At 61.4% G+C, this 23,564-nt stretch carries 24 protein-coding genes; 9 read left to right on the forward strand and 15 right to left on the reverse strand.

Going from position 1 to position 23,564, the window contains the following annotated elements:
* Positions 1–98: 98 nt before the first annotated feature.
* The 3 genes from obgE to holA form a co-directional block, all read right to left on the reverse strand.
* Positions 99–1,133, reverse strand: a complete 1,035-nt coding sequence (gene obgE, locus NF78_RS04675; protein ID WP_035985090.1) for a GTPase ObgE — start codon at positions 1,131–1,133, stop codon at positions 99–101.
* Positions 1,133–1,660 (reverse strand): DUF4168 domain-containing protein, encoded by a 528-nt coding sequence (locus tag NF78_RS04680; RefSeq protein WP_052049796.1) that lies wholly within the window; start codon positions 1,658–1,660, stop codon positions 1,133–1,135. Before NF78_RS04680 ends, obgE begins: the two co-directional genes overlap by 1 nt.
* 238 nt (positions 1,661–1,898) lie before the next feature.
* Positions 1,899–2,891 (reverse strand): DNA polymerase III subunit delta, encoded by a 993-nt coding sequence (gene holA / locus NF78_RS04685; RefSeq protein WP_035985091.1) that lies wholly within the window; start codon positions 2,889–2,891, stop codon positions 1,899–1,901.
* A gap of 154 nt (positions 2,892–3,045) precedes the next feature.
* Here holA and NF78_RS04690 point away from each other — a divergent pair, with 154 nt between their 5' ends.
* Entirely contained in the window at positions 3,046–3,663 is a 618-nt protein-coding gene (locus NF78_RS04690) for a precorrin-8X methylmutase (protein WP_035985092.1), read from the forward strand.
* Entirely contained in the window at positions 3,660–4,979 is a 1,320-nt protein-coding gene (locus tag NF78_RS04695) for a bifunctional cobalt-precorrin-7 (C(5))-methyltransferase/cobalt-precorrin-6B (C(15))-methyltransferase (protein WP_052049798.1), read from the forward strand. The genes NF78_RS04690 and NF78_RS04695 overlap by 4 nt, the downstream gene beginning before the upstream one ends.
* Here NF78_RS04695 and NF78_RS04700 read toward each other — a convergent pair.
* The 3 genes from NF78_RS04700 to acs all read right to left on the reverse strand — a co-directional run bounded on the left by NF78_RS04700 (position 4,907) and on the right by acs (position 9,049).
* On the reverse strand, positions 4,907–5,710 hold the full coding sequence (locus NF78_RS04700; protein WP_052049800.1) for a CPBP family intramembrane glutamic endopeptidase: 804 nt from the start codon (positions 5,708–5,710) through the stop codon (positions 4,907–4,909). The two genes, NF78_RS04695 and NF78_RS04700, sit on opposite strands and share 73 nt — an antisense overlap.
* A 74-nt stretch (positions 5,711–5,784) precedes the next feature.
* Positions 5,785–6,165 (reverse strand): AbrB family transcriptional regulator, encoded by a 381-nt coding sequence (locus NF78_RS04705; protein WP_035985093.1) that lies wholly within the window; start codon positions 6,163–6,165, stop codon positions 5,785–5,787.
* 919 nt (positions 6,166–7,084) lie between these two features.
* Positions 7,085–9,049, reverse strand: a complete 1,965-nt coding sequence (acs, locus tag NF78_RS04715; RefSeq protein ID WP_035985095.1) for an acetate--CoA ligase — start codon at positions 9,047–9,049, stop codon at positions 7,085–7,087.
* A 393-nt stretch (positions 9,050–9,442) separates the two neighbouring features.
* On the opposite strand from acs, the gene NF78_RS04720 reads away from it, so the two are divergent.
* Entirely contained in the window at positions 9,443–9,856 is a 414-nt protein-coding gene (locus tag NF78_RS04720) for a hypothetical protein (protein WP_225885228.1), read from the forward strand.
* A gap of 31 nt (positions 9,857–9,887) precedes the next feature.
* Here NF78_RS04720 and NF78_RS04725 read toward each other — a convergent pair whose 3' ends face one another.
* The 3 genes from NF78_RS04725 to tsaD form a co-directional block, all read right to left on the reverse strand.
* Positions 9,888–10,229, reverse strand: coding sequence for a metal-sensing transcriptional repressor (locus tag NF78_RS04725; RefSeq protein ID WP_072015972.1), 342 nt, complete (start codon positions 10,227–10,229; stop codon positions 9,888–9,890).
* A gap of 80 nt (positions 10,230–10,309) precedes the next feature.
* Entirely contained in the window at positions 10,310–10,711 is a 402-nt protein-coding gene (locus NF78_RS04730) for a hypothetical protein (protein WP_156119650.1), read from the reverse strand.
* 76 nt (positions 10,712–10,787) lie between these two features.
* Entirely contained in the window at positions 10,788–11,891 is a 1,104-nt protein-coding gene (tsaD, locus tag NF78_RS04735) for a tRNA (adenosine(37)-N6)-threonylcarbamoyltransferase complex transferase subunit TsaD (protein WP_052049804.1), read from the reverse strand.
* Positions 11,892–12,086: 195 nt separating this feature from the next.
* On the opposite strand from tsaD, the gene NF78_RS04740 reads away from it, so the two are divergent.
* Genes NF78_RS04740 through NF78_RS04750 form a run of 3 tightly spaced genes read left to right on the forward strand, consistent with a single transcriptional unit; the run spans position 12,087 to position 13,294 of the window.
* A complete protein-coding gene (locus NF78_RS04740; RefSeq protein WP_035985098.1) occupies positions 12,087–12,587 on the forward strand; it encodes a photosystem I reaction center subunit III in 501 nt (166 codons plus the stop codon).
* Between the two features lie 50 nt (positions 12,588–12,637).
* Positions 12,638–12,763, forward strand: a complete 126-nt coding sequence (gene psaJ / locus NF78_RS04745; RefSeq protein WP_035985099.1) for a photosystem I reaction center subunit IX — start codon at positions 12,638–12,640, stop codon at positions 12,761–12,763.
* 48 nt (positions 12,764–12,811) lie between these two features.
* On the forward strand, positions 12,812–13,294 hold the full coding sequence (locus NF78_RS04750) for a photosystem I reaction center subunit XI (RefSeq protein WP_035985100.1): 483 nt from the start codon (positions 12,812–12,814) through the stop codon (positions 13,292–13,294).
* Between the two features lie 117 nt (positions 13,295–13,411).
* On the opposite strand, the gene NF78_RS04755 is transcribed toward NF78_RS04750, so the two are convergent.
* Positions 13,412–14,620 carry an aminotransferase class I/II-fold pyridoxal phosphate-dependent enzyme gene (locus NF78_RS04755; protein WP_035985101.1) on the reverse strand — a complete coding sequence of 403 codons (1,209 nt, stop codon included), beginning with the start codon at positions 14,618–14,620 and terminating at the stop codon, positions 13,412–13,414.
* Positions 14,621–14,761: 141 nt separating this feature from the next.
* Here NF78_RS04755 and NF78_RS04760 point away from each other — a divergent pair, with 141 nt between their 5' ends.
* Positions 14,762–15,583, forward strand: a complete 822-nt coding sequence (locus NF78_RS04760) for an acyl-CoA desaturase (protein WP_035985102.1) — start codon at positions 14,762–14,764, stop codon at positions 15,581–15,583.
* A 107-nt stretch (positions 15,584–15,690) separates the two neighbouring features.
* Positions 15,691–16,416 carry a GDSL-type esterase/lipase family protein gene (locus NF78_RS29045; RefSeq protein WP_081972507.1) on the forward strand — a complete coding sequence of 242 codons (726 nt, stop codon included), beginning with the start codon at positions 15,691–15,693 and terminating at the stop codon, positions 16,414–16,416.
* A gap of 6 nt (positions 16,417–16,422) precedes the next feature.
* Here the strand turns inward: NF78_RS29045 and gyrB are convergent, their stop codons facing one another.
* Positions 16,423–18,363 (reverse strand): DNA topoisomerase (ATP-hydrolyzing) subunit B, encoded by a 1,941-nt coding sequence (gene gyrB, locus NF78_RS04770; RefSeq protein WP_035985103.1) that lies wholly within the window; start codon positions 18,361–18,363, stop codon positions 16,423–16,425.
* Positions 18,364–18,488: 125 nt separating this feature from the next.
* Between gyrB and miaA the strand changes: the two genes are divergently transcribed.
* Entirely contained in the window at positions 18,489–19,481 is a 993-nt protein-coding gene (miaA, locus tag NF78_RS04775) for a tRNA (adenosine(37)-N6)-dimethylallyltransferase MiaA (protein ID WP_081972508.1), read from the forward strand.
* An 82-nt stretch (positions 19,482–19,563) separates the two neighbouring features.
* Here the strand turns inward: miaA and NF78_RS04780 are convergent, their stop codons facing one another.
* The 4 genes from NF78_RS04780 to NF78_RS04795 all read right to left on the reverse strand — a co-directional run bounded on the left by NF78_RS04780 (position 19,564) and on the right by NF78_RS04795 (position 23,564).
* On the reverse strand, positions 19,564–20,433 hold the full coding sequence (locus NF78_RS04780; RefSeq protein ID WP_072015973.1) for a BMC domain-containing protein: 870 nt from the start codon (positions 20,431–20,433) through the stop codon (positions 19,564–19,566).
* Positions 20,434–20,469: 36 nt separating this feature from the next.
* On the reverse strand, positions 20,470–21,117 hold the full coding sequence (locus tag NF78_RS04785; protein WP_035985104.1) for a hypothetical protein: 648 nt from the start codon (positions 21,115–21,117) through the stop codon (positions 20,470–20,472).
* A gap of 30 nt (positions 21,118–21,147) precedes the next feature.
* Complete coding sequence (locus tag NF78_RS04790; protein ID WP_035985105.1) at positions 21,148–23,106, reverse strand: ribulose bisphosphate carboxylase small subunit; 1,959 nt, start codon at positions 23,104–23,106, stop codon at positions 21,148–21,150.
* Between the two features lie 155 nt (positions 23,107–23,261).
* Positions 23,262–23,564: a EutN/CcmL family microcompartment protein gene (locus NF78_RS04795; RefSeq protein ID WP_035985106.1), complete on the reverse strand. Its 303-nt coding sequence runs from the start codon at positions 23,562–23,564 to the stop codon at positions 23,262–23,264.

Consider the following 23,564-nt stretch of genomic DNA (forward strand, 5'->3'; position numbering starts at 1 on the left):
AAGGTGCCCCAAGAGCCATGCCCACCTAACGACAGCGGGGGCAAACGGTATATTTATTTACCACTATTTCACGCTCCGTTCATGCTCAGATGAAGGAATCAGATTTGAGCCTGGGGCAAGTCCGGCAGGGCCGCCTCAGCGGTGGCCTTGTCGAGCAGGGTCCAAACCTGCTGTAGCATAGGCCCCAGCCCGGTGCCGGCTACCGCCGAAATGCCGAAGACTGGCCCCACCACCAGGCGCTCAAACTCACTGACTAAATCGCCCAGGGCCTCCGGGGTGAGGGCATCAACCTTGTTGAGGGCCAGCACCTGGGGGCGATCGCTGAGGTCGCGACCATAGGCCGCCAGCTCCTGCTGAATGGTGTGAAAATTGTCGAGCGGGTGCTCGGCGGTGGCATCGACCACGTGCAGCAGCAGCCGGGTGCGCTCAATGTGGCGCAAAAACTCGTGGCCCAGCCCCAGCCCCTGGTGCGCTCCCTCGATCAGCCCGGGGATGTCGGCAAAGACGGTGCCGTCCCCCGTGGGCCGACGCACCACCCCCAGGTTGGGCACCAGGGTGGTAAACGGGTAGTCGGCAATTTTAGGCCGGGCCGCCGACAGGGCCGAAATCAGGGTGGACTTACCAGCGTTGGGCAATCCCACAATGCCCACCTCCGCCAGCAGCTTCAGCTCCAGGCGCAGCTGCCGCACTTCACCGGGCAAACCGGGCAGAGCGTGCTCGGGGGCGCGGTTGCGATTGCTCAGGAAGTGGCGGTTGCCCAGCCCCCCCTTGCCCCCCTGGGCCACGCAGAGCACCTGGTCGGCGGTAACCAGGTCCCCCAGCAGCTCGTCGGTGGCAACGTCGTATACCGCTGTGCCGCAGGGCACCTCCAGGTACAGATCGGCCCCGGCGGCCCCGGTCATGTTTTTGGGGCCACCGCGCTGGCCATTGGTGGCCTTGAACCGGTGGGCGTAGCGGAAGTCGAGCAGCGTTTGCAGCTGGGGGGTAGCCCGGAGGTACACCGAACCGCCGGGGCCGCCGTTGCCCCCCGCGGGCCCTCCCGCGGGCACGTACTTCTCGCGCCGAAAGGCCACTACGCCATCGCCACCGTCGCCGGCGACCACTTCGACCTCAGCTTGATCGATAAACTGCATTACTGGGTGTTGCCGTTAGCGGACTGCTGCTGAAGCTCAATCATCGCCGCCCGAATTTGCTCCGCCAGGGCCGCATCCCTGGGATGGGCGGCGGTGATGGCGTTAAACTGCCGCACCGTGAGCCCGTTGGCCTCGACGATGTCGCTGGCCCGATTGCAGTAGTTGACCACAATGGTGCGGACGCTGGAGCGCAGGTTCCGGGGCAGCTGATTCAGGTTGGCGGTGCCGGTGCAGCTCATGTCGATGCTGCTGAGGTCCTGCCCGGTGCCGGTCAGCAGGGTTCTGATCTGGTTCAGGGCCTCGTTGCGGGGGGCGTCCATTTCCAGTACTGACGCGGCGTAGCTCATCACCGCCTCCTGGGAAAAACTCTCCTGGGCTGAAACCGCCCCCAGGGTAAGGCTGGCTTCCGGGGTAGGTAGCTGCACACCGGGAGCCGCCAGCAGACTGAGGCTGGCCACAGCCGCCGCGATCGCAGCGTTGCGGCCCAGTCGGGCGAACGATAAAGGATGAATAAAACGGTGAATCATTATGGGTGTTTCTCCTGTACTGGCATTAACCAGAATATTTCTGTGCTCCAACGACCGCGCTCCGGTACTTCAGCATTCCCTTGGGCCCTCGCCCAGACCTTTGCTCAGACATTGGCCCAAATAGTTGTTGTTCTGAATCCTCTGCGACTTGCGATTTGTTAGGTGCCGCCCCGATGTGGTTCTCTCAATCTCCCTGCCCAGACGGGGTTGCACCCGCGCTAGTTCCAGAATTGTCAAGTCAGGCACCCCCAGACGGCACTCTCTGGCAGAGTTCTATAACTTTTGTGTGTAGGGTAGCGCGTTCATCTCGACCTTGCTTCAAGTCAGACTCTAATTCTAGTAGCAAAGGCAGGCTGCGTTGCAATTGGGCCAAACTTAGCGATCGCACCTCCTGCTTCAAAAAGTAGATCCGCTTGGGGTTGGCCACCTCAGCGGCGGCGGCCACCTCGGCATCGCTCTGCACCCCAGCCTGGATCAGCACCTTCAGCCACAGCCACAGCCGAAATTGGCTGACCAAGGTAGCCACTATCCGCAGGGCGGGCTCGTTGCGATCGAGCAGGTCATTGACCAGGGTCAGGGCGGTAGGGGTATCCCCCTGCTTGAGCGCCTGGGCCAGCTTCAGGCTGGTCTGGGTGGAGACCGTCACCAGCTCTGCGACCACCGCCGGCGGAATGGGCTGTGGGTTAGCGCCCCAGTAGAGTGCCAGTTTCTCTAGCTCCAGGTGCAGCTGGCGAGTGTCGCTGCCCACCGCTTCGGCCAGCAGGTCAAGGGTAGCGGGCTCCAGGGGCAGCTGGCGCGCCTGGGCCACGGTCACCACCTGCTGGCGAATCTGATCGGTCTTCCAGGGGGGAATGGTGGCGAACTCGCGGATCTCCCCCCAGGTCTTGAAAAGTTTTGTGAACTTGGCTCGTCCGTCGGGCTTGGCCAGGCTGGTCAGCAGCAGCACGGCGGTATCGGGTAACTGGGGCAGGGTGCGCTCAAACTCGGCCAGGGTGGACTCTGGGCAGCGCTGGCCCAGGCTGGTGTTTTGCAGCCACACCAGCCGCTGCCCCTGGCCAAAGGGAGGGGTCATGGCCTGGTTCAGCGCCTGGGTCGGGCCATTGGCCGCATCGGTAGCAATGACGTCGTAATTAAAGCTGGCCCAGGCGTCGTCAAGGGTGCGCTGGCGCAGGTCCTGGACAGCCTGTTGGAGGGCAAAGTCGTCGTCGCCCCAGAAGTAGTAGGCGGGCATGGGGGTGAGGGGGTGGGAGAGTGGGAGGGTGGGAGAGTGGAAAATGCAAGAATTAAATCAGAGTTTTGAATTTTGCATTCTTTGGCCTGCGAGGCCTTGTGGGATGATAAAAGCCTCCAAAGGGAGCAGTTCTAGGGACGGGGCAGTTGGTTCTATGGCAAAGCTGGTGCAGAGCCCCATTTTAGAGGAAAGCTTTGGGTTGATAGATCGGGAGTTTGGCGCTCACAGCTTTACCCCGGCGGAGTACGCGGTGGTGCGGCGGGTGATCCACAGCACCGCTGATTTTGACTTTAAAGAATTAGTGATGTTTGGCGAGGGGGCGATCGCGGCGGCCCTGGAGCATCTCCGTGGCGGTGGTCCGATTGTGGTGGATGTGACGATGGTGCGCCAGGGAGTGGTCGGCCTGGTGGAGCGCACGTTTCAAAATCCGCTGCTGACGGCGGTGACGGTGGGCGAGCCAGCGGAGACCGGGCGCACCCGCACCGAGACAGGGCTGCTGCGGTGCCTGGAGCAATCCCCCAATGCCCTGGTGGTGATTGGCAATGCCCCCACGGCCCTGCTGGCGCTGTGCGATCGCATTGAGGCAGGTCAGGTCCAGCCAGCGCTGGTGATCGGCGCTCCGGTGGGGTTTGTGGCCGTCGAGGCGTCAAAGCAGCGGCTGGCCCAGACCGCCGTGCAGCAGATTCGCGTCGAGGGGCGCAAGGGAGGCTCGGCGGTGGCCGCCGCTATTCTCAATGCCCTGCTGGTGCTGGCCTGGGAGCAGCAGCCATGACCCCGATTCAGGTGGTTGGGGTGGGGCTGGACGGCCGAGCCGGGCTGGCTGCAAGCGGCCTGGCGCTGATTGACCAGGCGACGGTGCTGGTGGGCAGCCCCCGCCACCTGAGCTACTTCGCCGAAAGTGGGGCCGAGCGCTGGCCCCTCAGCGACCTCAAGGTTACCCTCGAGCGGCTCCGCGGCTGGCTGGAGAGCGACCCGTCCGGGGTGGCCGTGGTGCTGGCCTCGGGCGATCCGCTCTTTTTTGGCCTGGGGCGACTGCTGCTGGAGCACCTGCCCCCCGAAAGTCTCACCTTTCACCCCCACCTGAGCGCGGTGCAGCTGGCCTTTAGCCGTCTCAAGCTGCCCTGGCAGGAGGCCACGCTGGTCAGCGCCCACGGCCGCTCGACCGACGCGTTGACCGCCGCCCTGCGCCGCGGCGACGAGTTGATTGCGGTGCTGACCGACCCCGCCCACACCCCGGCCGCCCTGGGGCAGCTGGTCCTGGGGCTGGAGTTACCCCACACCTACCGGCTGTGGGTGGGCGAAAACCTGGGCGGCGACGGCGAGCGAGTGCGCGAACTGAGGCTGGGGGACCTCGCTGCCGCACCCTTTGCCAGCCTCAACGTGGTGGTGCTGCAGCGGCAGCCGGAAGCAGAATTTGACCCAGCCAACCTGCCGCTGATTGGCCTCCCCGATCGCGCCTTTGCCACCTTTGGCGATCGCCCCGGCCTGATCACCAAGCGCGACGTTCGCATTCAGGTGCTGGCCGACCTCGACCCCAGACCCGGGCAGGTGATCTGGGATGTCGGCGCGGGTACGGGCTCGGTCAGCGTCGAGATCAGTCGGCTCTGCCCCGCGGCCCAGGTCTACGCGATCGAAAAAACCGCCGCTGGCCACCGTCTGATTCAGCAAAACCAGAACCGGCTGGGTGGCCCCAACCTCCACCCCATCTATGGCGCTGCCCCCGAGTCCCTGGCCGCCCTCCCCGACCCCGATCGCGTTTTCATCGGCGGCAGCGGCGGTCACCTGGGCAACATTCTGGAGCTGTGTGCCCATCGTCTCCGGCCCCAGGGGCGCATGGTCCTGGCTCTGGCTACCCTGGAGCATACGGGCACGGTGCTGGGGTGGGTCGATGGCGCTACCCCAGGCGCGCGTCCCTGGGCGGTTCAGCTCCGCCAAATTCAGGTGCAGCACGGCGTTCGGGTGGGCTCCCTGACCCGCTGGCAGCCACTGACCCCGATCACCCTGATCACCCTAACTCAGCCAAACAGCCACAGCCCGGCCCCGGTCAACCCCAGCAGCGCCAGCGGCAGCACCCCCGTCAGCGGCTGATCGGGCAGCCCCACCAGCCAAACGGGGCTTTCTTTGCCGGGCTGCACCAGGGCCAGGGCATCGATGGCAGCGATCGCAAACACCCACCCGGCATGCAGCCCCCAGGCCAATCCCAGGCTGCCCCCCGCCACCCAGCGAGCCAGCAGCAGCACCGCCCCCATCACCGCCAGTCCCGGCAGCTGAGGCGCTCCGGCGGGGCCATCCCAGACCAGGTGAGAGACCGCAAAAAATAGGCTGACCGCAATCGCCATCAGCCCGAGGGGCAGGGCCTGCCCGAGGCCGTTCACCAGCACCCCCCGAAAGACCAGTTCTTCGATCCAGCCCACAAATAGAGCCAGGGGCAGCACCGCCAGCAGCACTACCCCCGGCGCAGGCCCAGCCGCCACAGCCCCGTCGGGGGGAGCCTCAACGGCTCCGTCAGGGTTAGGGGGCAGAGCCAGGGATCGCCACTTGCGCCAGCCCAGGCCTAGCTGCAATGCCACCAGGGCTACAACACCCCCCGCCGCGATCGCAAAGCCGACCACACCCAGCCAGCCAAAAGAGGGACTCCAGACAATACCGTAGTCCCTCCAGGTGGCCGCCTCCAGGCGACGGTGTACCTCCACCGCTGCCGGAGCCACCAGGTAGAGCGGCAGCAGCAGGGGCAGCTTGTGCTGGGGGGCCACCGGGTAGGCGAGCGGCACCCGACCAATCCGGGCCACTAGCAAGCTTGCCGGAATGCCCAGGGCCATCCAGGTTAAAAAAAAACCGCCAGATGGGCGATCGCCACCCCAGTTACCGACAAATTCATCATGGTAAGGGAGTACTACTCTTCGTCCGAGTCGGCATCGATCTGCTTCAGCTGAATATGTTTATAGCCCAGCTTAATTTCAAACTCATCCCCCGACTTGAGTCCCATTTCTTGAGTGTAGGTAGCGCCAATCACAATTTGGCCATTCCTGTGAACACTGACGCGATAGGTCGGCTCACGACCCCGGCCATCTTTGCTACTCTCAGGATCGAGATTGATGCCCTTGGCCTCAAGCAGAGCATCGTAAAAGCCGGACAGATTGACCCGCACCTGGTTGTCTTTCGTGAGGGTGTAGTAGCCGCATTCCTTGGCCGTTTCGCGCTTGGTTAGGTCCGAGAGATCCTTAACCTTCTGGAGCAGGGCTTTGCCGGTAATAGGGGTGGGTTTTTCTGCCATCTTCAGGGAAAATCCTTGTGGTAAGACGTAAAGCTAGGTGCTAAAAAATTGGGGCCGCCCTTCCAATAGAGTTGACGACCGCAGAGTAATAGCAGATGAATAATAGCAAATAAAAATGCCCGCTGGCACAATCAATTATAGTCAAAGTATCAAACGTTGTCATCTGGAAAACCGTGATTTAGGCCGCTTTTAAGCATTACCTCTACTCCCCTATTTCAAGCCCAGGTCTTGATGACCTCAGAAAAGCGCACCTTTAGCCACTGCCTCTGCCAGATTCATATTTTGCTGACATGAAAAGCGCTGTCTCCGGTTCCAGTCAACTTGCTCTCGGCACCCCAACTCCCGACAACGGCATACCTCGGGCAGTTTTTCGCCAGTTCCTACCGGAATGGGCTAGCCCTGCTCCCCCGCAACCATCATTGCCGGATCTGATTGCGGTTATACAAAAAGTGTTTGGCCCATTAGGTACGAGGGTTGGAGGCCTCCTAGCTCCACGGTGCGCGTGGAAATTCGTACTCCATTTCAGCCACTTTGACCTATGCCTCAAGGTATATATTTTTCAGTCGAAGCTGACGGTGTCGATCGCGCTTAGACAGCTCAATCAAGGGTTTAAGTCCAGGTATTTTGAGCATCAAGCTCACCTGTAACCGCAAAAGCAAGTCTGCCCCTTGACTAAGTTGCTATCTTGCCTTTGGGGCTCAAAAAAAAAGACATGCAGAGTATAGAAGGAAGCCGATGAACGCATCGGCTCCTTACCATCGCAATTTAAACCAGCTGGGGGACAAAAGTCCCCCTGATTGGTTAGGAGCCAACGGACTTAGACCCAACTCAACTAACCAGAGGAATGTGGGGTCTGCTTGGTTAGCCGCCCCCTGGACCTGAAATTTCGAGGTGGCGGCGGCAGGTTTTCGGGCAGACCTCAGCCCTGCCGCAGCTGGTCAAGTACGCTCTGGTCTTCCATCGTGGACGCATCGCCTGCGATCGCTTCACCGCTGGCCAAATTCCGCAAGAAGCGGCGAATGATCTTGCCCGATCGCGTTTTGGGCAGGGCATCGGCAAACTGAATTTCGCCGGGCCGGGCGATCGCCCCAATCTCATTCACCACATGCTGCTTCAGTTGCTGCTTCAGCTCATCGCTGGGGCTATACTGGCCCTCTAGAATGACAAAAGCAAAAATGTCTTCGCCCTTGATCTCGTCTTTGCGGCCCACCACGGCGGCCTCGGCCACCGCCGGATGCGACACCAGGGCGCTTTCCACCTCCATGGTGCCCAGGCGATGACCCGACACGTTGATCACATCGTCCACCCGGCCCATCACCCAGAAGTAGCCATCGTCGTCTTTACGGGCCCCGTCGCCGGCAAAGTAGAGGTACTGACCCTCCACGGGGGCAATGTGCTCCCAGTAGGTGCGTCGAAAGCGATCGTCGTCACCGTAGACCGTGCGCATCATGCTGGGCCAGGGGTGCTTGATCACCAGGTAGCCGCCCTCGCCGGGGGCCACGGGGTGGCCATCCAAATCCACCACATCGGCGAGGATGCCGGGGAAGGGCAGGGTGGCGGAACCGGGCTTGGTGGCGATCGCCCCCGGCAGCGGCGTAATCATAAACCCGCCGGTCTCGGTTTGCCACCAGGTGTCGACGATGGGACAGCGCTCGCCGCCGATCACCTGGTGATACCACATCCAGGCCTCGGGGTTGATCGGTTCGCCCACTGTACCCAGCAGCCGCAGCGACGACAGATCGCGCGCCTTCGGTAGGGCGTCGCCCATTTTAATAAAGGCGCGAATGGCGGTGGGGGCGGTATAGAAAATGGTTACCCCATACTTTTCAATCACGTCCCAGAAGCAGCCAGGGTTGCTGGGCCGGGGCACCCCCTCGTACATCACCGTGGTGGCCCCATTCGACAGCGGGCCGTAGACAATATAGCTATGGCCGGTGATCCAGCCGACATCGGCGGTGCACCAGTAGACATCGGTATCTTTAACATCGAAAGCCCACTTAAAGGTCATGTGGGTATAGAGGTTGTAGCCACCGGTGGTGTGCACTACCCCTTTAGGCTTGCCCGTGGTGCCGCTGGTGTAGAGAATGAACAGCAGGTCTTCGGCATCCATCTCCTCCGGCGGACACACCGCCGACGCGGTAGCCTGAAGCTCGTGCCACCAGTGGTCGCGTCCCTCCACCATGGCGATGTCTTCTTTGGTGCGCTGCACCACCAGTACGCTCGACACGCTGGGCACGCCGCCCTCCAGGGCCTGGTCGACGGCGGCCTTTAACGGCACCACCTTGTCCTTGCGAAAGCCGCCATCGGCGGTGATCACCACCTTGGCCTCGGCGTCGTTGAGGCGATCTTTAAGCGCTTCGGCGCTAAACCCACCAAAGATGACGGTGTGGGGGGCACCGATGCGGGCGCAGGCCAGCATGGCGATCGCCGCCTCGGGCACCATCGGCATGTAGATGCCGACGCGATCGCCCTTCTGTACCCCCAGCCCCTTCAGCACATTGGCCACCTGACACACCTCCCGGTGCAGCTGGGCATAGGTTAGGGTGCGGCTGTCCCCTGGTTCCCCCTCCCAGATCAGGGCGGCTTTGTTGCGCCGCCAGGTGGTCAGGTGGCGGTCTAAGCAGTTATAGGAAATGTTGATCTTGCCGCCCACAAACCACTTTGCAAAGGGCGGCTGCCAGTCCAGCACCGTATCCCACGGTTTAAACCAGTGCAGTTCCTGACTGGCCAAATCGGCCCAAAACTTGGCCGGGTCAGCCGCTGCCCGTTCGGCTAAGGCGCGATACTCCTCCAGACTCGTAATCGACGCGTTTTGAGCAAACTCGTCGGCGGGGGGAAACAGGCGAGTTTCGTGCAGAACCGATTCAATGGTGGGGGAAGCCATAGACAATGCTGAGTCGCTAGGAACACAAATAAGGTTAGACGAAGGCCGCTCTGGAAAGGCAATCTCCTGGAAAAACCATACGATTTTTAGTGACCCTTTGCACAGCGCCTACGAGTTCCTTAATGGTTTTTGAGGCGGAAGGTGAGGCCAGAAAAAGACCCCAGCCCGGCCTCAAACGCCCGCTTCGGATCACTCCGCCAGCGCTTTGAGCCCAGACCGTAACGACATTCCCCGAGAAAAGTAGCAAATAGCACATCAAACTGCTTAGACTGGATCGCGTAAATATGATTTCCCCCTGGCAGCCGGGTATGCTAAGCCTGTCGGGGTTCCTCCACAGGTGGACGTTGTCCTCAGCCTGTTCCGCTCAGCATTCTGTCTCACCTGTATGGGTCTATGACTACGGCCAAGGCATCTATACCGGCTCAGCCCGGATCTGCGCTCTCCGCCCAGGACGCCATGTTGGAAAACATTGTCGGCGTCGCCATCTTTGACTTTAGCGGCCTGCCCCAGGAGTATTTCATCACCACCGATAACGAGAGCACAAGCTGGGTGCAGCTCGTGTTTCAGGCGCTGGGACTAAAGTCACTGCTGATGTCGTCGCTGAAGCTAGAGGGCTTTTCCTATATTTGCATTGAGCTAGAACAGCAGACCGCCGTTGTGGTACGCACCAAAGACGAATACATTGCATTGCTGATGCGGCAGCCGTTGACCTTTGCTACCGCCCAGGAGAGCGATCGCTTTTGTCACTGGGTACGCCAGTTTGAGCGCCGCCTGCTGCGCGAGCACGAACGCTTTGTCGCCGCTTAGTCCCCCAGGGATGTGGTATTGATGACAGCCCCTAGGGCAAAAAGCGATCGAGGGCGGCCTTTAGCTCAGCAATTTCTTCTTCGATGTTGCCGTCTACCGCAGCGCGGCCGATGCACTCGGTCAGGTGCTCGTCCAAGATGATCCGGGCGACGCGATCGAGGGCACCGCGCACCGCCGCTATCTGTACCAGCACATCCGGGCAGGGGCGGCTCTCTTGAACCATTGTTTTAATGCCGCGAATGTGGCCCTCAATGCGGGCCAAACGGTTGATGATGCGCCGCAGCGATTCGGGGTCGTGCACATGGGGATGAGCACTGCCGTCGGCGGGGAGGTCGACCTCGTGCAGGTGGGGATGGGAGCTAGGGTTATGCAACGGCTGTACAGCGGCTAAAGAGACTGGAGCAGAAATCGAACGACGGTATAGAGGACGGGCGGGACCGGAGCGCAAAAGCCCTAGGGAGGAGGCGAAAAGCCCGATAGATTGGCCAACTCGTCCAGCGATCGCACCCCTGGATACAGCTGACCGCCAATTTCCCAGGTGGGGTAGCCCCGAATGCCTCTCTGTTTGCAGAGTTCAGGTTGGGGGTTGTTGCCATCGGCGGCACATTCCACGTAGGGCACCCGATCCACCGACGCCTGGAACATTGCCAGTTGGTCGGCACAGTGGGGGCACCAGTAGGCCCCGTACATCACGCCACCGGTGGTGGTGAGGTGCTGGGCCAGCTGACCTTCGTAGCTCACCTCCGGATTACTAACCTGGGGTTGGGGGCTACAGCCAAACAGTAGCGCCCCTAACGCCACACCGCCGAGCCCCAAAACCTGGGGCCAGCGTCGCCATGGGTGGAGTTGAACCATAGAGCGCATCCAAAAGCTGAAACTGAAGTTGACAACGGCAGCACCACAGCCGATTGGGCTGTTGCTATCCCAGTTGCTATCCCAGTGTAGCGCCAAGCCCCTGGTCTGGGCCGGCAGGGTTGAGGTCGCCTGAGCTGCGATCGTAGAGGCCCATCACCCGGGCCAGATCGAGCCGCGACTGCGCTCCCAACGCCAGGCTCGATTCGTGCCCATGGTTGAAGTGGTCGGCGGCAGCGCAGCCGATCATGGCGGCATTGTCGGTACACAGACTGAGGGGCGGAAAAATCACCCGCAGGCCGTGGGTTGCAGCCGCTTGCTGAAGCTGCTGGCGCAGACCGCTATTGGCCGCCACCCCGCCCCCCACCGCCACGGTGGTCAGGCCGTAGGCCTGGGCACAGGCCACCACCCGCCGGGTCAGGCTACGGGCTACGGTAGCCTGAAAGCTGGCGGCCAGGTCAGCGATGGGCAGCGGCTCTACCCCATCGGCGTTGAGCTTTTCCACCAGCCGCAGCACCGCTGTTTTAAGGCCGCTAAAGCTGGAGTCATAGGGGTGAAAGCCCCCTTCGGGGAGCGAAATGTTTCCTTCCGGCAGGGCAAAGGCGTTAGGGTTCCCGAGTTTCGCCAGCTTGTCGATCGCCGGGCCACCGGGGTAGCCCAACCCCAGCAGGCGGGCCACTTTGTCAAAGGCTTCCCCTGCCGCATCGTCACGGGTTTGCCCCAGGGTCTGGTACTGACCACAGGCTTTGACGTAGATCAAGCTGGTGTGGCCACCGGAGACCAGCAGGCACAGGTAGGGCGGCTGGAGATCGGGGCTGGCCAGGTAGTTGGCGTAGATGTGCCCCTCCAGGTGGTGGACCCCCAGAAAAGGCTTTTGGTGCACCATGGCCAGAGTTTTACCGGCGGTCAGCCCCACCAGCAGCGCCCCCACCAGGCCCGGCGCACAGGTGGCTGCCACGGCGTCGATCTCGGCCCAACCCAGCCCAGCCTGCTCCAGGGCCACGCGTAGGCCCTCGCCCAGGGTGGCGACGTGGTACCGCGAGGCCACCTCGGGCACAATGCCGCCGTAGGGCTGGTGAATGTCGATTTGGGAAGCGACGACGGTGCTCAAAACGGTGCGATCGCGAACCACCGCCACCGCCGTCTCATCACAGCTTGTCTCTAGAGCCAGAATTGTCGCCATGGAGTTGCCGCCGCAGAAGAACGTAAAGTCAGCCCAGCCAGAATTTGTAGAGATGTAAACACCCCACCGATCTTAGCTTTACGGGGGTTCGGCTGCGGGGTATTATGGCGACCAAGTTGGGTGAATTTTCGTTCAAAAAACTTAACTTTACGTTCAAATCGCCCCAGTTTCTTAGGTACTTAAAAGGAACGGTTTATGCGACGGTTTTTTGCTGTAGCGCTTGTAGTGTTTCTCTGGTTCGGGTTTGCTCCCCCGGCCTCCGCTAGCCTGGCTGGCGACAACGTGGCAGGGCTGACCCCCTGTGGCCAAAACGAAGCCTTTCTAAAGCGGGCTGCCGATGCCAAAACCCCTTCGGCAAAGGCTCGCTTTGACTTTTACGGCAGCTCCACGCTGCTGTGCGGCAGCGACGGCCTGCCCCACCTGGTGGTAGATGGCGATCTGGCCCACGCTGGTGAGTTCCTGATTCCTAGCCTGCTGTTTCTATATATTGCAGGTTGGATTGGCTGGGTAGGTCGGGCCTACCTGATTACGGTCCGCGGTCAAAAGAACCCCGAAGACAAAGAGATCATCATCGATGTGCCCCTGGCCATCAAGTGTATGTTGACTGGGTTTGCCTGGCCCCTGACCGCCTTCAAAGATATTGCCAGCGGTGCCATGTTCGCCAAAGACGATGAGATCACCGTATCTCCTCGCTAGGTAGCCTCTCTACCTGCCCAAACTACACGATCCAGGAGAACTAATTAGTCATGGACAACAATCTGCTTCGGTATCTGTCCTCTGCCCCCGTGCTGGCCACGGTGTGGATGGTGGTTACCGCCGGTATTTTGATTGAGTTCAACCGCTTCTTTCCCGATTTGCTGCTGCACCCCTAGGGCGTGACAACAGTTGCTGTGACCTTATTTGAGTTGGAGAAACCCCCTATGACAGAAGCTATTCAGCCCGCTGGGGATCCTCAGATTGGCAATTTAGAAACGCCGATCAATTCCTCTGCGTTTTCCAAGGCCTTCATTGGCAACCTGCCTGCCTACCGGGCTGGTCTCTCGCCCCAGCGCCGCGGCCTTGAGATTGGCATGGCCCACGGCTATTTCCTCTACGGCCCCTTTGCCCTGCTCGGTCCCCTGCGCGACTCTGAGATTCCCGGTCTGGCCGGTCTACTCAGCGCCGCCGGTCTGATTGTCATCCTGACCGCCTGCCTATCGCTGTATTCCGGCGCTGGCGTCAACACCTCGGTCACCAAAACCACCACCCCCTTCACTCCCCCCGCCACCCTGGAAACCAACGAGGGCTGGAGCGAGTTTGCGGGCGGCTTTCTAATTGGTGGCATTGGTGGAGCTACCTTTGCCTACCTGCTGGCGGCCAACATGCCAATTTTGACCACCCTGGTCAGCGGCGGCCACAGCTAAGTCTGACGCAATAAGTCTGACGCAATAACCCTTTGCTTTGAAAGCGCTGGGGGCAATGGACCACAATCCATTGCCCCCAGCGCTTTTCTACAGCGCTCCGTTCTACAGCACTCCGTTCTACAGCACTCCGATCGCCTCGACAGCGGCCTCTACCGCCAGCGCCACATGGGTCCAGTGGGTGCCGCCCTGGCAATAGACGGTGTAGGGTTCCCGCAGGGGGCCATCGGCGGAGAGTTCTGAGGTGCTGCCGTCGATAAAGGTGCCCCCGGCCATCACCAGTTGGCTGTCGTAGCCGGGCATGGCGGCGGGCACCGGTTCTACGTAGGCATCGATGGGGGAATGGGCCTGCACCGCCTTACAGAAGGCGATCAGTTTTGCCGACGAGCCCAGGCGAATGGCCTGGATGACATCGCGCTGGGGGACAGTGGGCGCGGGGTTGACGGGATAGCCCAGGGCCTCAAAGGTAGCCGCCAGCAGGTAGTTGCCCTTCATGGCCTCGCCCACCATTTGAGGAGCCAAAAACAGGCCCTGGTACAGCAGGCGGTTTTGGTTCAGGCTGGACCCGCCGCTGGCCCCAATGCCGGGGGCAGTGAGGCGGCAGGCGGCGGCGGCCACCAGATCCGCGCGACCCGCTACGTACCCCCCCGTAGGGGCAATTGTGCCGCCGGGGTTTTTGATCAGGGAACCGGCGATTAGGTCGGCCCCGACGGCGGTGGGCTCACGGTCTTCTAAAAATTCGCCGTAGCAGTTGTCGACAAAACAGACCACGTCGGGTTTCTGGGCCTTGACCGATCGCACGATTTTTTCGATTTCGGCTATGGTGAGGGTTGAGCGCCAACTGTAGCCGCAGGATCGCTGGATATGGACCAGTCGGGTATTGGGTCTGACTGCGTTAGCCAGGGCCGTCCAGTCGATTCCGTGGGTGGGGCTCAGCGGTAACTCTCGATAGGACACCCCAAACTCAGCTAAGGACCCCTGGCCTGCGCTTCGAATACCAATCACTTCCTCCAGGGTGTCGTAGGGGGTACCTGCTACCGCCAGCATTTCATCGCCAGGGCGCAGCACGCCGTACAGGGCACAGGCGATCGCGTGGGTGCCAGAGACAAACTGCGATCGCGCCAGCGCCGCCTCTGCTCCCATAACGTCGGCAAACACGCGATCGAAGGTATCTCGGCCGATGTCGTCGTGACCGTAGCCCGATACACTACTGAAGTGGTGGCTCCCTACCCGGTGCCGCCTGAATGCCGCCAGTACCCGCTCCAGGTTCTGCTTGACCTGGGCGTCAATTCCATAAAAAATCGGAAGAAGTACAGATTCTGGCGGCATTTTTGGGTTTGATTGTTGCAATGGTTAAATTTTTCCGTTAAGAAACAGGGGTAATTATTCTCCCCCATATTTACTCCGCTTGAGCAAAATTCTTATCTAAAGGTCTTGTTCGAGCCTCTGTCCAATTTCTGAGATTTCTGCATGACTGCTGTAACTACTGAGCGTTTGTCCCGCGATTGGGTCACCCTCCTATTTATGATCGCTGTCCACAGCATGGCTGCGTTGGCCTTTTTGCCCAGCAATTTCTCCTGGGCGGCGATCGGTGTGGCACTGCTGCTGCACTGGTTTACGGGCTGCCTCGGCATCACCCTGGGCTGGCACCGCCTGGTCTCCCACCGCAGCTTCACGGTGCCCAAGTGGCTAGAGTATTTCTTCGTCTTTTGCGGTACCCTGGCCTGTCAGCACGGCCCCATCATGTGGGTGGGTCTGCATCGCCATCACCACGCTTACTCCGACAAAAGTCTGGACCATCACGACTCCAACAAAGGCTTCTGGTGGAGTCATATGGGCTGGATGCTGCGAGACGTGCCGGCCAAAGACGAGGTCTCTCGATTCATTCGCGATATTAAGGACGATCCGTTCTACCTGTTCTGCGAGCGGTTCTTTCTGCCGCTGCAAATTGCGTTGGGAGTAGTCCTGTACCTTCTGGGCGGTTGGCCCTTCGTGCTCTGGGGTGTGTTTGTGCGGCTGGTGGCAGTTTACCACTGCACCTGGTTGGTCAACAGCGCCACCCACAAGTTTGGCTACCGCAGCTTTGAAACCGACGACAAATCGACCAACTGCTGGTGGGTGGCCGTGCTGACCTACGGTGAGGGCTGGCACAACAACCACCACGCCTACCAGTACTCGGCGCGCCACGGCCTGAACTGGTGGGAGATTGACATCACCTGGATGACCATCCGTTTTCTAGAGGCGGTAGGGCTGGCCAAAAAGGTAAAACTGGTTGGTACCGCCGACAGCTAGCGACTGGGCCAGGGCTATCCGTAGCGATCGCCTGTGCGATCGCCCATCGCTTGAGGACACCGTCACGGCATGGTGTCCTATTTTTTTGTCCCTGCTAAGTCCTGTCCATGAGAGAAAAAATAACCGCCTGGTCTGTGGGTGCAGGAATTGGACTGCTGGTTTTAGCTGGGTGCGATCGCCCCCAGGGCCCGGTTGCGACTCCCCCCGTCGATCAGCCCATCGTCACCCAGCCGAGCAGTGCCCCTAGCCTCGAGGTCAGCAACCTGAATCGCGGCACCGGAGAGCAAATTGTTGCCTTTGGTGACAGTATTACGGCGGGGGCGGGGGTGGGGCCCGAGGCCGCCTATCCCAACCAGCTCAGCCAGACCCTGGACCTTCCCATTGTCAATTTGGGCCGGGGGGGCGACACCACCGGAACGGCTTTAAATCGATTGCCGCAAGAGGTGATCCCGGCCAATCCCTGGCTGGTTATGGTGGGCCTGGGTGGCAACGACTACCTGCGCCAGGTGCCGATCGCCCAAACCGAGGAAAATCTGCGCGACATTGTCACCCAGCTCCAGCAGCAGGGGGCAATCGTGGTGATCTTGGGGATGAATGTCTACCCCTTCAACGGCGACTACGAAGCCCTGTACCAGCGAGTCGCCAACGAGACCCAGGCCCATCTCATCCCTGGCGTGCTGGAAGGGCTCAACGACACCCGCTACCTGTACGACCGCATTCACCCCAACCAGGCTGGCCACCGGATCCTGGCCGACCGGGTGGCCGAGGGGCTGGAGCCACTGCTAGAGCAGGCCACCTGGCCGACCAGCCTGTCCGACTGGCAACCCAACTAGCGGCGGCTAGATGTCGAGGTCTTCCAGCTTCATGCGAGGACCGTAGGTTTCGATGAACTCGCGGCGGGGAGCCACGCGATCGCCCATCAGAATCGTAAAGATGCGATCGGCCTCGGCGGCATCCTCGATCTCCACTCGCTTCATGGTTCGGGTGGCAGGGTCCATGGTGGTCTCCCACAGCTGCTGGGGCATCATTTCGCCGAGACCCTTAAACCGCTGCACCGTGTAGTTGGCGTTGGCCGGAAACTCGTTGGTGATCAGGTTTTGCAGCTCGCGCTCGTTGTAGCAGTACCAGTGGTTGCGGCCCCGCTCCACCTTGTAGAGGGGGGGGCAGGCGATGTACACATAGCCCTGGTCCACCAGGTCCCGCTGGTAGCGGTAAAAGAAGGTGAGCAGCAGGGTGCGAATGTGGGCCCCGTCCACGTCGGCGTCGGTCATCAGACAGATGCGGTGGTAGCGCAGCTGGGACGAGTCGAACTCTTCGCCCTTGATACCCATGCCCAGAGCGGTGATCAGCGCCTGGATCTCGGTGTTTTTATAAATCTTGGAGTCGTCGGTCTTCTCGATGTTGAGGATCTTGCCCCGCAGGGGCAGAATGGCCTGGAAACGGCGATCGCGCCCCTGCTTGGCGCTACCGCCCGCCGAGTCCCCTTCCACAATGAAGATCTCAGACTCGCCAGGGTCACGGCTGCTGCAGTCGGCCAGCTTGCCGGGCAGCGTGGACGACTCCAGCACCGACTTGCGCCGCACCAGGTCCCGCGCTCGCCGGGCTGCCTCGGCAGCATTAAACGACTGAATCGCCTTTTCCAGAATGGCATCGGCCACGTTGGGGTGAAAGTCGAGGTACTCCGTCAGCGCCTCGCCCACCAAAGAATCGACGATGCCGCGCACCTCAGTGTTGCCCAGCTTGGTCTTGGTTTGGCCCTCAAATTCGGGGTCGGGCACCTTCACCGAGATAATCGCCGTCAGTCCCTCGCGGATGTTTTCCCCCGCCAGGTTGGACTCGGCCTCTTTGCGTTTGTTGCGCTTGCGGCTGATGGTGTTGAGGGTGCGGGTCAGCACCGCCTTCAGCCCCTCCAGGTGGGTGCCGCCGTCGATGGTGCGAATGTTGTTGGCGAAGCCCAGCAGATTGTCGGAGTAGGCGTCGACGCACCACTGGAGCGCCGCCTCCACCTGCACCCCGTCGCGCTCGGAGGAGATGTAGATAATCTCGTCGTGGATGGGCTGCTTGTCGCTGTTGATGTACTGGACGTACTCCTTGATGCCGCCTTCGTAGAAATAGGTTGAGACCCTGGGCTCGCCGGACTTGATCAGCTCCAGCCGATAGTCGGTAAACACGACCCGAATGCCCGCATTCAGGTAGGCCAGCTCCCGCACACGGCTGGCCAGGGTGTCGTAGTCGAACTCAATGCCGGTGTGAAAGATCTGGGTGTCGGGCAAAAACGTCACCGAGGTGCCCTGGCGCTTTTCGGCGATTTTCTCAACCCGCAGATCGCCGACGGGAATGCCGCGCTCAAACCGCTGCAGGTGCTCTTTGCCCTCGCGCCACACGGTGACCTCGACCCACTCCGACAGGGCGTTGACCACGGAGATGCCGACGCCGTGGAGACCGCCGGAGACCTTGTAGCCGCCGCCGCCAAACTTGCCCCCGGCGTGGAGCACGGTCATCACCGTTTCAAGGGCAGACTTGCCCGTGCGGGGGTGAATGTCGGTGGGAATGCCGCGTCCGTTGTCGGTGACGCTGACCGAGCCGTCGGCGTTGAGAGAAATATCGATGCTGTCGCAGTGGCCCGCCAGGGCTTCATCCACCGAGTTGTCGACAACCTCGTACACTAGGTGATGGAGACCACGGGGCCCAGTGCTGCCGATGTACATGCCTGGACGTTTACGAACAGGCTCAAGCCCCTCCAGAACCTGAATCTGCTCAGCACCGTAGTTGGTTGTCATGTTGTACGCTCCAAAAATGGGCCTAAGGCCATCCGGCTACCCAGTAGACTAAAACACTAGAAAATTATAGCACAAAGCCGCCACAGCGGATTCTAGAGCGGCTTCAGGCGAAGAATGGAGCAGGGATGCAATCAACATTTTTTTCTCAGCTAAAATCACCGCTCCAACCCCAAGCCAATATCAGTTCAATAGTACCATTCCTGCTGGTGATTGGCGGAGCCACCGCTACGGGCAAGTCATCCCTGGCCCTGGCCCTCGCCCAGCGCCTGCTGGCTGAAAATCACGGGGGCGTCATTCTCAGCGCCGACTCCCGACAAGTATACCGAGAGTTTGATATTGGCACCGCAAAACCTTCCGCCCGCGATCGCGAACAAGTCCCCCACTATTTAATTGATATCTGCGCCCCCACCGAAACTTTGACCCTGGCCCAGTACCAGGCCCAGGCCCAGGCGCTCATTCACACCCTGCATGTCCAGGGCGAAGCGATGCCGCTGCTGGTCGGGGGCACCGGACTCTATATTGATGCTGTGATCAAAGGGCTGCGGATTCCGCCTGTGGCCCCCCAGCCGGCCCTGCGCCAGCAGTTAAATGACCTGGGTCAGTCCCACTGCTACGCTCTGCTCCAGGCGCTGGACCCGGCGGCGGCACAGCGCATTCATCCCCACGACCCGGTGCGCACTGCACGCGCCCTGGAGGTCTGCTACGTCACCGGGCAGCCGATGTCTGCCCTCCAGGGGGAAGCCCCCCCTGACTATCCGGTGCTGTACCTGGGCCTGGACTGCGAGGCTGTGGCTCTAGAGCGCCGCATCGCCCAGCGGACCCAAGCCATGGTTGACGCCGGGTTCGTGGCCGAAGTCACCGAGCTGAGCCAAACCTACGGCCCCGACCTGCCGCTGCTGCAAACTCTGGGCTACGCCGAAATGCTGCGCTACCTGCAAGGAGATAGCTCCCTGGCCACTGCCCAGGCCGAAATCGTGCAGCACACCCGCCAATTTGCCAAGCGCCAACGCACCTGGTTTCGCAACCGGGCAGCGGTGCAGTGGTTTGATGCCGAGGCGGAGGATCTGGTGGATCAGGTTTGGAAAGTGTTGAAGGAGTGGGAGGGACAGGTGGGGTAGGTGAGAGGGTGGGTGGGTGCTGAAGATGGGTGGGTAAAAATTCGTCCTCATCCACTCATCCACTCACCCAATTCCCATTGCCCTATAACTCTTCGTCAGCCAGCTCGCGCTCCTCCACGGTCAGTTCCAGGGCAATGGGTTCGACCTCTGTAGCGGCGGCTTCAAGCAGCACTGGCTCGGCTTCGGCAACCTCTTGCTTGACCTCCAGATTGAGGGGAATCCGCAGGGGTTCGGGCTGCTCCTGCTCCTGCTCCATTACCGGCAGCGATTCGACCAGATCGTCGAGGGGGCGCGGGATGACCATAACGGCGTGAAGTTCGCCGATGCGCTCGGCTTCGTGCATGCCGGCTTCAATGGCGATCGCCACGTTGGGCAGCGATCCGCGAATCAAAATTGTGCAGAGGCCTTCGCCAATGGCTTCATGGGACATGAGCTGCACATCGGCGCTCTTGGTCATGGCGTCGGCGGCTCCCACCATGGCCGGGAAACCTCGCGTTTCGAGCAGCCCAATGGCCTGACTGCCCAGTTTGCCTCCGGCCTCGCTGCGCAGCTCATCCCAGCGGGCGCAGATGGGAAGGACCGCCTCCAGGTTGGGCAAAGGGCGCGGAATCAGGCTCGAGGAGACAAACTGACCAAACTCCTGGGCCGTTTCAACCCCGGCCTCTACCGCCATCCGGACATCGGCAACACCGCCACGCACGATGGCGGTGCAGTGGCCCCCGCCAGTCTTTTCGTAGCCCACCAACAGCACATTGGCGGCTTTGAGCATGGCGTCAGCGGTACCGACCACGGCTGGAAAACTCTCGGTGGACACCATACCCAGGGCAGCCCCCCGATAGGTATCACGCCGCTGAGCTGCCGTTGACCTGGGGGCGGGCGTCGCCAGGGTCAGCCGCTTGGGCGTGCCGGACTTGAGCTCAAGGGGCGAGGCTAGTTTGCCGTCGGGTTGCATAGGGTGCCTCTGCACAGGGATGTCTGCCTCTCCATTCTACGGCCTGTCCTCTGGGGTAGCGCCATTCAAAGCCTGACGGTGGGGAAACAGGGTTGCCAGCAGACGGTTGACCTGGGCCTTGCCGTAGATTGAGGAGCCGGTGAGGGCATGGCCACTGGCAGCATGGCCATTTGAGCTATGGCCATTTTGGGCGTTTTCGCCTGGGTTCGGACCGCTTTGGGTAGCCCCGGTGCCATGGTTAGAACTTTCCATCACCTCCCAGGGGCGCAATTGCCCCTGTCCGCCGCCGTTTCCCTCATTCCCCGCAGCAGACTGCTGCTCCTGAGTCTGGCTGGGATCGCCCACCAGAGAGCCCGGAGCGACAACTTGAGCTGGCCCCAGGCAGGGATTGAGCAGGGTGCTGTTGGCGCCAATGCAGGTGTGCTGTCCGATGGAGCCGTGGCCGACCACCAGCACGCCGCTGCCCAGACTTACCCCCGGCTCCAGCACCAGGTCACCCTGAGAGGCCTGCACCACCACATCAGCCCCCAAACAAACCCCGGCGGCAATCACCAAACGACAGCCCGGAGCCGCCCCCAGCAAGACCCCGGGAGCCACCGCCACCCCCGGTGCCACATCCACATGCCCCTGGGTGTGGTAACTGGTAGACAGATTGCTAGCCTGGGCGGGTACTGCCACGGTCAAAGATCTTTGCCTCAGAAGAACCTAGCAGGGTCAGGGACGCTGAATCGTCGCTTCGAGCACTCGCTTCTTCACCCTAGGGTCAATGCCAATCAGCCGCACATATTCGCCCGAGTGGTGGCGCAGCTGAGACTCCAAAGCCGCAAGTACGTCAGAGGTGCGGCTGCCCTCCAGGGCTCCAGCCGTCTGCCAGGCCCCGCTGCGGTAGCGGCGCACATCGGCATGCTCCAGACTGAGCCGGTAGCCCTGATTGATCAGCTGGTTCACCTGCTGCACCAGATCCTGAGAGAGTCCGCCCATGGGCGCAGAGCCATTGCCCCCCGAGGGGCGAGCAGCCGGCGCTGAGTAGGAGGGTGCCGGGGCCGCCCCCTTGGCACCAGGCCGCTGCACGGTCACAGCCGAAACCCGACGCTTGGCTTTAGGGTCAATGCCAAACACTCGCACGTACTCGTTGGGATGCTCGGACATACAGGTGTTGATCGCCGCCATCACATCGCCATCGCGGGTGCTGGTAATGGGGGTGCAGGACTGCCACACATTGCTCTTGTAGCGGCGGGCATCGGCGTGCTCGGCCCCGATGTGATAGCCCTGGTTAAGCCACTGACGCACCTGCTGAGCCACATCACCCGACGCCTGGGCAGAGCCACCGTTGCTGCTGGACGCCGCATAGGTGGAGCCAGAGGAACCGCCCGTGGAGGACCCACCCCCCGCTACGGGTTTGCCATCGGGGCGCTGAATGGTGATCGGAGCAACCCGACTTTTGGCCCGAGGATCAATGCCAAACAGGCGCACGTACTCGCCAGCGTGCTCGGCCAGGCAGCGCTCTAGGTCTGCAAACACCTCACCCTCCCGTGAGGACTGGATGGGGGTGCAGGTTTGCCAAACATTGCTGCGGTAGCGGCGAGCATCGGCGTGCTCGGTACCAATGCGGTAACCCTGGCTGAGATACTGGCGCACCTGCTGCACCACCTCAGGGGAAAGGGGACCAGCGGAGGCAGATGGTGCCGGGCGATAGGCCCCATTGCTGGATGGAGATGACACCGTAACGCCTCCGCCCACCGCCACTGGCTTGCCATCGGCCCGTTGAATGGTGATCGGAGCCACCCGCTGCTTGGCCCTGGGGTCAATGCCAAACATGCGAACGTACTCACCAGAGTGCTCAGAAAGGCAAGCTTCCAGGGCCGCCAACACCTCAGACTCTCGGGTGGACTGAATCGGGCTACAGGTTTGCCAGACGCCGCTGCGATAGCGGCGAGAGTCGGCGTGCTCGGTACCAATAGTCAAGCCCTGGGCCAGATACTGACGGGCCCGCTGGACAACGTCGGGGGGTAGCAGTTGAGAAGTCATAGTGCCAAATCCATCACGTGCGATTGAGTCTGCTGTGCGGTCGGAGGACGCGGAGCTGGGGGGCTCGCGCCAGGGGGTCGGGGATACAACACCCGACGTTTGGGAAAGCTCATTGACCAAGGCTCGATCCGTCGGGCCGACGTCGGGCAACCTGTCAGCTTGGTGCTGCTGAGTAATGACCGAACCGGAAGGCACCAGCTTACCCGGAGGCACTGCGACATCCTGCACCAGGGCGTGCATCATCACGATACAGCCAGCCCCCAGACGGGCATTGTAGAGCGTGGAACGAAAGCCAATAAAGCAGTCGGCACCGATGTAGACGGGGCTCTGGACCAGGGCTTTGTAGCCTAAGAAGGCGCGATCGCCTACCCAGACTGCGTAGGCCTGGCGATCGTCCCCCAGCACTCGCCCCTGGGTACGACCATAGATGGTCGTACCCTCCTGCAATGTGCTGGCGGCACCGAGGCGCACCACAGCGCTGGGGTCGGCCTGCACCGTTACCCCAGCCGCCAGAGTGGCCCCCGAATCTACCATGACCTGCCCGTGCACCTGAGCCAAAGGGTGTATTCGGGGAGCAAGTGCCCCCGACACCTGCCCCACAGCTGCCGCCTGAGTCGGGGATGCCGCTGGTGTGCGGATCGCCATTGCTACACATCCTCCAAAAGAACCCTTGAGCGATCAAACAGCCTGAGTTGCTTGCCTCCAGCTGTTCAATCAAGGCGGCCAGAGGGTCAGACCAACCAACCTTCAGCACCACCGAGTCACCATAGCCCACGCCCAGGACAAATCCCTGGGTAAAGCTAACTAAAATCGTCCCGCTTGTTGTAGAGATTGCCGCTGTCGAGACTGACGGTATCAACAATAGCAATGACGGCTGCATCCACCGGTCGACCTTCGTAGCCCTGGTGTTGGCGGGCCCCACTACCCTGGGTGATCAACACCCATTCGCCAGGCCCGGCCCCCACCACATCGGCGGCAACGGTATAGTCGGGCAGCAAGTCGCCAGCTTCGCTAATAAGTTGCACCAGCAAAAACTTAACCCCACTCAAGCTGGGCTCTTTGCAGGTGCTGACCACCGTGCCGCGAACCTTAGCCAAGAGCAT

Source organism: Leptolyngbya sp. KIOST-1, assembly GCF_000763385.1.
Lineage (GTDB): Bacteria > Cyanobacteriota > Cyanobacteriia > Phormidesmidales > Phormidesmidaceae > Nodosilinea.

Bases quoted from the DNA above. Each gene is read 5' to 3' on its own strand.
- obgE (WP_035985090.1), bottom strand. From the start codon at position 1,133: ATGCAGTTTATCGATCAAGCTGAGGTCGAAGTGGTCGCCGGCGACGGT.
- NF78_RS04680 (WP_052049796.1), bottom strand. From the start codon at position 1,660: ATGATTCACCGTTTTATTCATCCTTTATCGTTCGCCCGACTGGGCCGC.
- holA (WP_035985091.1), bottom strand. From the start codon at position 2,891: ATGCCCGCCTACTACTTCTGGGGCGACGACGACTTTGCCCTCCAACAG.
- NF78_RS04690 (WP_035985092.1), top strand. From the start codon at position 3,046: ATGGCAAAGCTGGTGCAGAGCCCCATTTTAGAGGAAAGCTTTGGGTTG.
- NF78_RS04695 (WP_052049798.1), top strand. From the start codon at position 3,660: ATGACCCCGATTCAGGTGGTTGGGGTGGGGCTGGACGGCCGAGCCGGG.
- NF78_RS04700 (WP_052049800.1), bottom strand. From the start codon at position 5,710: ATGGCCCTGGGCATTCCGGCAAGCTTGCTAGTGGCCCGGATTGGTCGG.
- NF78_RS04705 (WP_035985093.1), bottom strand. From the start codon at position 6,165: ATGGCAGAAAAACCCACCCCTATTACCGGCAAAGCCCTGCTCCAGAAG.
- acs (WP_035985095.1), bottom strand. From the start codon at position 9,049: ATGGCTTCCCCCACCATTGAATCGGTTCTGCACGAAACTCGCCTGTTT.
- NF78_RS04720 (WP_225885228.1), top strand. From the start codon at position 9,443: ATGACTACGGCCAAGGCATCTATACCGGCTCAGCCCGGATCTGCGCTC.
- NF78_RS04730 (WP_156119650.1), bottom strand. From the start codon at position 10,711: ATGGTTCAACTCCACCCATGGCGACGCTGGCCCCAGGTTTTGGGGCTC.
- tsaD (WP_052049804.1), bottom strand. From the start codon at position 11,891: ATGGCGACAATTCTGGCTCTAGAGACAAGCTGTGATGAGACGGCGGTG.
- NF78_RS04740 (WP_035985098.1), top strand. From the start codon at position 12,087: ATGCGACGGTTTTTTGCTGTAGCGCTTGTAGTGTTTCTCTGGTTCGGG.
- psaJ (WP_035985099.1), top strand. From the start codon at position 12,638: ATGGACAACAATCTGCTTCGGTATCTGTCCTCTGCCCCCGTGCTGGCC.
- NF78_RS04750 (WP_035985100.1), top strand. From the start codon at position 12,812: ATGACAGAAGCTATTCAGCCCGCTGGGGATCCTCAGATTGGCAATTTA.
- NF78_RS04755 (WP_035985101.1), bottom strand. From the start codon at position 14,620: ATGCCGCCAGAATCTGTACTTCTTCCGATTTTTTATGGAATTGACGCC.
- NF78_RS04760 (WP_035985102.1), top strand. From the start codon at position 14,762: ATGACTGCTGTAACTACTGAGCGTTTGTCCCGCGATTGGGTCACCCTC.
- NF78_RS29045 (WP_081972507.1), top strand. From the start codon at position 15,691: ATGAGAGAAAAAATAACCGCCTGGTCTGTGGGTGCAGGAATTGGACTG.
- gyrB (WP_035985103.1), bottom strand. From the start codon at position 18,363: ATGACAACCAACTACGGTGCTGAGCAGATTCAGGTTCTGGAGGGGCTT.
- miaA (WP_081972508.1), top strand. From the start codon at position 18,489: ATGCAATCAACATTTTTTTCTCAGCTAAAATCACCGCTCCAACCCCAA.
- NF78_RS04780 (WP_072015973.1), bottom strand. From the start codon at position 20,433: ATGCAACCCGACGGCAAACTAGCCTCGCCCCTTGAGCTCAAGTCCGGC.
- NF78_RS04790 (WP_035985105.1), bottom strand. From the start codon at position 23,106: ATGGCGATCCGCACACCAGCGGCATCCCCGACTCAGGCGGCAGCTGTG.
- NF78_RS04795 (WP_035985106.1), bottom strand. From the start codon at position 23,564: ATGCTCTTGGCTAAGGTTCGCGGCACGGTGGTCAGCACCTGCAAAGAG.